Annotated in this window: 4 protein-coding genes; 2 read left to right on the top strand and 2 right to left on the bottom strand. The window is 70.9% G+C overall.

Going from position 1 to position 5,776, the window contains the following annotated elements:
- Nucleotides 1–188: 188 nt before the first annotated feature.
- Nucleotides 189–1,631 carry a cytochrome P450 gene (locus tag NBZ85_RS26535; RefSeq protein WP_261555266.1) on the bottom strand — a complete coding sequence of 481 codons (1,443 nt, stop codon included), beginning with the start codon at nucleotides 1,629–1,631 and terminating at the stop codon, nucleotides 189–191.
- Between the two features lie 259 nt (nucleotides 1,632–1,890).
- Nucleotides 1,891–3,174, bottom strand: a complete 1,284-nt coding sequence (locus NBZ85_RS26530) for an acyl-CoA dehydrogenase family protein (RefSeq protein ID WP_261555268.1) — start codon at nucleotides 3,172–3,174, stop codon at nucleotides 1,891–1,893.
- A gap of 563 nt (nucleotides 3,175–3,737) precedes the next feature.
- Between NBZ85_RS26530 and NBZ85_RS26525 the strand changes: the two genes are divergently transcribed.
- Nucleotides 3,738–4,160, top strand: a complete 423-nt coding sequence (locus tag NBZ85_RS26525) for a TOBE domain-containing protein (RefSeq protein WP_261555270.1) — start codon at nucleotides 3,738–3,740, stop codon at nucleotides 4,158–4,160.
- Between the two features lie 409 nt (nucleotides 4,161–4,569).
- A partial coding sequence (locus tag NBZ85_RS26520; RefSeq protein WP_261562815.1) for an SDR family oxidoreductase occupies nucleotides 4,570–5,776 on the top strand: 1,207 nt, incomplete at its 3' end.

Here is a 5,776-nt window from a genome sequence, read left to right as displayed (position 1 = left end):
GTCATCGGAGGCACGGCGTCAGAAGATGCCAGGTGAGCCAGGGGGAGCGCTGCCGTTCCGCACGGCGGGGCTGTCTGCAGCACCCGTGCGTGAATTTTTGGCATTCATCCCATCGTACAGGTAGCTTCCCAGTCGTTCGGAGTGATTTCCGCAGGACTTGTGGGCGGGCGATGGCCGCGCCGGCCCGATCAGCTCAGCCGCCGGATGTGCGCGGTCATCGGTAGTCCGTCCCGCGGGCGCAGCGTGACCAGCGGCTGCGGAACGACGTCGATGCCGGGCACAGGGCGCAACGACCAGCGCCGGGCGATCGCGGCGAGCGCCAGCGCGCCCTCGGCGAGCGCGAACGTGTTGCCGATGCACTGGCGGGGACCGCCCCCGAAGGGGAAGTAGGCGAACCGCGGGCGGTCGGGCACCGCCTCGGCGCTGGTGCCGGCGCTGGTGCCGGCGCTGGTGCCGGCGTCGGCCGCATCCGTGCCGGAGCGCAGCCAGCGGGTGGGATCGAACCGGTCCGGATCCGGCCACCAGCGCTCGTCGCGATGCACCACCCACTGGCTGAACAGCAGCGTGGAGCCGGCCGGCAGCAGATGCCCGCCGACTTCGCGGTCCTCGGCGAGGTGGCGCCCCATCGCCCAGACGGGGGGGTAGAGCCGCAGGGATTCGTTCAGCACGGCCTGGGTGTACGTCAGCCGGGGAAGATCGTCGATCGTCGGGGGTCGCTCGCCCAGCACCGTGTCGAGCTCGGCGTGCAGCTCCCGTTCGGCCTGCGGGTTGGCGCCGAGGAGATGGAACGTCCATGACAGCGCGTTCGCCGTGGTCTCGTGGCCGGCGAGCAGCAGCGTCAGCGCCTCGTCGCGGACCTGGGTGTCGTCCATCCGCACGCCGGTTTCGGCATCCTGGGTGGACAGCAGCAGGCAGAGCAGGTCGTCGCCGGTGGCGCCGGCCGCCCGCCGCCGGGCGATCAGGCCGTAGACCATGCGATCCAGGGCGTCGCGGGAAGCCCGCCGGCGGCGAGCGGCGGGCAGCGGCAACCGCTCGGCGGCGCCGAAGCCCGGCAGCGCGAGGCGGCCGGCGACCGGCATGTTCTCGTTCAGCGCGGTGCGGACGACCTCGATCAGGGTGTCGTCGAGCGCAACGTCGAACAGGGTCCGTGCGACGATCTCCAACGTCATCTCGGTCATCTCGGTGTGGACGTCGAGGCGCTGGCCGTCGTGCCAGGATCGGGCGGTGGAGTCCGCGATCGCGCTGAACGCGGCGCCGTAGCCGGCGATCCGTCGACGGTGGAACAGCGGCTGCATGAGCCGCCGGTTCGTGCGGTGCGCCGGTCCGGAGCTGGTCAGCAGCCCCCGGCCGAGCAGGAGCGACAGCGGCTGGACGACCTTCACGCGCCCGCCGCGGCCGCGCCGCGCCGCCCCCTTGCCGTAGGAATGGTGGCCGCCGACCAGCGCGTCGGCGATCGCCTCCGGGTCGCTGACCAGGTAGGCCGACACGGGCCAGGTGGCGAGGTGCACCACCGGGCCGTACTCGCGGCGCAGGTCGAGGAACCGGGTGAGGGGGTCGGCCCGCAGCCGGCGCAGGGCAGCCACCGCGCTGCCGGCCGGTCCGGGCACCACCGCCGCCGGGCGTGGTGCCATCCGCGGACCCGGGTGTTCAGCTGACGTGATCAATTCGCTCCTCCTCGGACGGCCTGACCCTCGCCAGGGTGGGCCGCCGGGATGCGAGACAGATGTGAGCGGGACGCGGGCCCGGCTCTGGCTGGCGGGCGTCGCTACGGCCGGCGCCGCCTGGGCGCGGCGCGCCGTCCACGGCCGCGACCACCGGTGTCGGTGGGCCGGCTCGGGAGCTCCCGGCGCCCTCGCGGCGTGAGGCCCGGCCGAGCCGGCGGGCTCTTGATCATCGGCGCATCAGCAGCGAGCCGCCCAGCAGGTAGGCGCCGACCATCTCGAAGTTCGCCGGCGACAGGGTGATGTGCGCGGCCGCGCTGTGAACGTCGCGCAGGCAGCGGTCGAGCCGTCCGCCCGAGCGCAGCGCGCGGGTGCCGGCCATGCTGTGCAGGCTGTCCACGGCCTTGACCGTGTTCTCGCCGACGGTGGCGGCGGCCAGCCTGATCAGCGCGGACAGCTCCTCGCCGCCGATCAGGCAGCGCAGGCTGGCGTGGTTGGCGGCGTCCTCCAACAGCAGCTCGGCCGAGCGGACCAGCGCGGCGGCGCGGGCAAGGCCGGCCTGGACGGTGTGGCTGGAGCCCAGGGTCTGCGTCCCGCGGGCCGGCACCGTGCCCACCGCTATGCCCGGGAAGGCGCTCAGCGCGTCCTGGGCGATTCCGAGGGCCGTCGACGCGGTGGTGAACGGCCCGAAGTCGTAATAGGCGATGGGGTAGCCGCGGGAGGGCCGGGCGACCGGTGGGCGACGCAGCAGCCCGCCGTCGACGGTGAACTCCTCGGGCACGAACAGGCCGTCGACGGTGAAACTGACGCTTCCCGACCCGCGCAGGCCCGTGGTGAACCAGTCGTCGTCGAAGCGCACCCTGTCGGCGGGGACGAACAGCATCCGGGTCGGCGCGGTCGCCGCCTGCACCGGGTCGCCCCCCGGGGGATCACCGGCTGGGGGCGCGCTGGCTGGAGGATCGTCCGCCGCGGGGTCGCTTCCCACCCAGTCGGACGCGGCGAGGTCCTCCTCGGCGGTGGGGCTCCCCTCCGTGACCAGGGAGGCGCAGACGAGCCAGTCGGCGTGGGTGGAGCCGCTGGCGAACGACCAGCGGCCCCGCAGCCGGTAGCCACCGGGCACCGGCGCTGCCTGACCGGATGGGTTGATCCCCCCGACCACGAGCCCGTCGCTGTCCTGGAACAGCTGGCAGGCGACCTGTTCCGGCAGGTAGTCCGACATCCGGGAGATCACCCCCTGTACGCCCATCTGCCAGGCGACCGAGGCGTCGACACGGGCGAGGGCCTGCAGGACGGCGGAGCCGGTCCGGACGCTGACGCCGCCACCGCCGAAGGACGGGGATACCCACATGCGGTGAATGTTCTGGTCCCGTAGCGCGGCGATGACGGCGGGCGGCGTTACCCTTTCCCGTTCGGCCTGCTCGCGATGCCGGACCAGGACGGGAGTGATCTTCTCGACTCGCGAGAGCCACTCGGTCGTCTCTTCGTGGGAGTGTGCGGAGCCGCTCCAGGACACGTCAGATACCTACTCTGCTCGGAATTCGCGTCGGTCTGCGGGCAAAGGCCGGGACGGAAGTGCCGGTAGGCTCTTGGCCGGCAGGTTTCCGGCTCTTTGCGGGGACGAGCGGCTGGTTGTCGTTGTTGTTGACGGCTCGATACGCGCCGTCGCCGACTAGCTCGAAGGTGGTTGGCGCCGGGCGGCCACTGGCCGGAGCGGGACGCGCGGCGAGGCGGTGCGTCCCGGCCTGTAGGGGCGCTGAGCTGCGCGGACATCCGCCGTCTCTTCCTTGTCGGGGCAGGTGGCCGCGGGTTGCGACCACTCCGCGGCCGGCATTCAGCCGCATCTACGGTCAGATTCTAGCAATTTAAACGCAGATGCGGACTGATATGGGAACAAGGGTCCGTGGTCGCGGTCCGGTTGGCCGGATCGGACAGTCCAATTGGCCCCAGTGTGACCCGGGCGATCGGGGGTATTCGTCGGTCGCAACGCTGCCCGAACGCCCGGAAGACGATCGTGTGACCCGGGTAACACTGCCGTCATGCAACTCGTCCGATACATGCGCTGGATAAGGTCGATTCATGATCCTTAGTATTCGTAATCGCTTCACCGGAATTATTACCGAAATAGTCGATGGCTCGGTCATGGGAACCGTCACCATGAACATTCCTGGCGGCCAGACGCTCACGGCCACGGTCACGATGGATGCGATCAAGGATCTCGGTATCGCCGTCGGTACCGCCGTGGAGGCGCTCGTCAAGTCGACCGACATCGCGGTCGCGACTACCGAGGTGTTCGGACTGAGTATCCGAAACAAGCTGCAGGGCACCCTCGTCGGCCTCGATTCCGGCGGTGCGATGTCGGTTGCCCGGATCAGGGTCGGAGAGCAGATAGAGCTCACCGCGGCGATCACCCGCGCGGCGGCCGAGGAGCTCAAGCTCGAGCCCGGTACCCCGGTCACCGCCTTGATCAAATCTACGGAAGTCTCGCTCTCCGCCGTCTGACGCACCGTTCCGCGCCGACCGGCGCAAGCCGCCGGTCGGCGCGCGGCGCCTCTCGGTCTGCCGCGGCTCCGATCGCCCGCCCCGGCCGCCGGCCGGCGAAGTCACCCGATCCGGGTGTCCCGGGGCGGTTCCGAAAAGGACGCACTGTTACCGCGACCCAGGGTGGGTATCCCGTAACGCAGGGCCTGGCCACCCCGGATGGGGTGGATCGCACCGGCATGCCCCTCGGCGGTCGCGGTGAGCGTCCATGACATTGGCGCACCGTCACCGAATGCGATGCCCGCTTCCGTATATCGATCTTATTTCGTCAGCGGTCCGACGTGTCCGGATCATGTGAGGTGTCCCGGCCCGGCCGCGTGCTTCCGGCGAAAGCCCGACGGAGGCCATCGACCAGGAAGCGTGGATTCTCGTGGAGATCGCAATCACTGGGGCAACCGGATTTCTGGGTATGCAGCTGGTGCGGGAACTACTCGAGCGGAATGCGTCGCTGACGGTTCTGGCCCATGCCGGGTCCGGGGACGCCGCTGGCCGGCTGGCCAGGTTCCTGCAGGTCACCGGGGCCAGCCCGCGGCTGGTCGATGAGCTCTCGCGGCGGATCGCGGTGGTCGACGTGGATGTGTCCGCACCGTTCCTCGGCCTTTCCCAGGCCGAGTTCAGGCGGGTGGCGGACGGGGTCGACGCCATCTGGCACAGCGCCGCCCTGACGAAGCTCGCCGGCGATCTCACCGAGCTGCATCATGTCAACGTCGACGGCACCCGGAACATGCTGGCGTTGGCGGCGGCGGGCGGGCGGCGGCCGCGTTTCTACCATGTGAGCACGGCATTCGTGGCCGGCCTGAGCCAGGACCCGGTCGTCTACGAGGACCGGCTCGACGCCTCGGAGGGGTTCGCCAGCCCGTACGAGCAATCCAAGTACGACGCGGAGGTGGCGGTCCGGCAGTGGTCGGCCGCCAGCGGCCGGCCGGTCGTGGTGTTCCGGCCGAGCGTCCTGGTCAGCCACCGGCCACCGCACCCCGACCTGCCGTCGGACACCCTGGAGGCGGCCGCCCGCTTCATGCTCACGGTCGCCTCGATGGCCGTCGAGGGCAACCTCGTCGACACCGAGGAGCCGACCGTGCAGACCGTGCGGGTCGTCGGTGACCCACGGGCACGCTGGAACATGATGGCCGTCGAGGACGCCGTCCACGACATGGTGCGCCTCGCCGAGCGCCCACCGGCCGGCGAAACGACCACCTACCACATCGTCGGCAGCAGCGACCTACCCGTGTCGCTGCCCATCGAGTTGCTGGAAAGCTTCCTGCCAGTCCGCGTGGAGCTCGTCGAGCATCCACCGGCCGATCCGACGCCGTTGGAACGGATCATCGGCATGGTGCCCGGGTTCCTCATGTACCTGCGCCACCGCCATGTCTTCGACGACACCCGAACCCGCACGGCGCTCGGCGAGCGGCTCGCCGAGACCCCGGTCGACCGGGACTACCTGCTCGCCGGCCTGGGCATCGCGGATCTGAACCCACCCCCGGTCGACCTGCTCGGCTCCGAGCTGCTGACCCGGGCCCTGTCCGCCTACGACCCGAGGGCCCGAGCAACTCCCGCCCCGCCGTCCCACGCCAACCCGC

Source organism: Frankia tisae, assembly GCF_025403405.1.
In the GTDB taxonomy this organism is placed as follows: Bacteria; Actinomycetota; Actinomycetes; order Frankiales; family Frankiaceae; genus Frankia; species Frankia tisai.
Note: the sequence above shows the minus strand (reverse complement) of the source record. Positions and strands in the feature narration are given on the sequence as shown.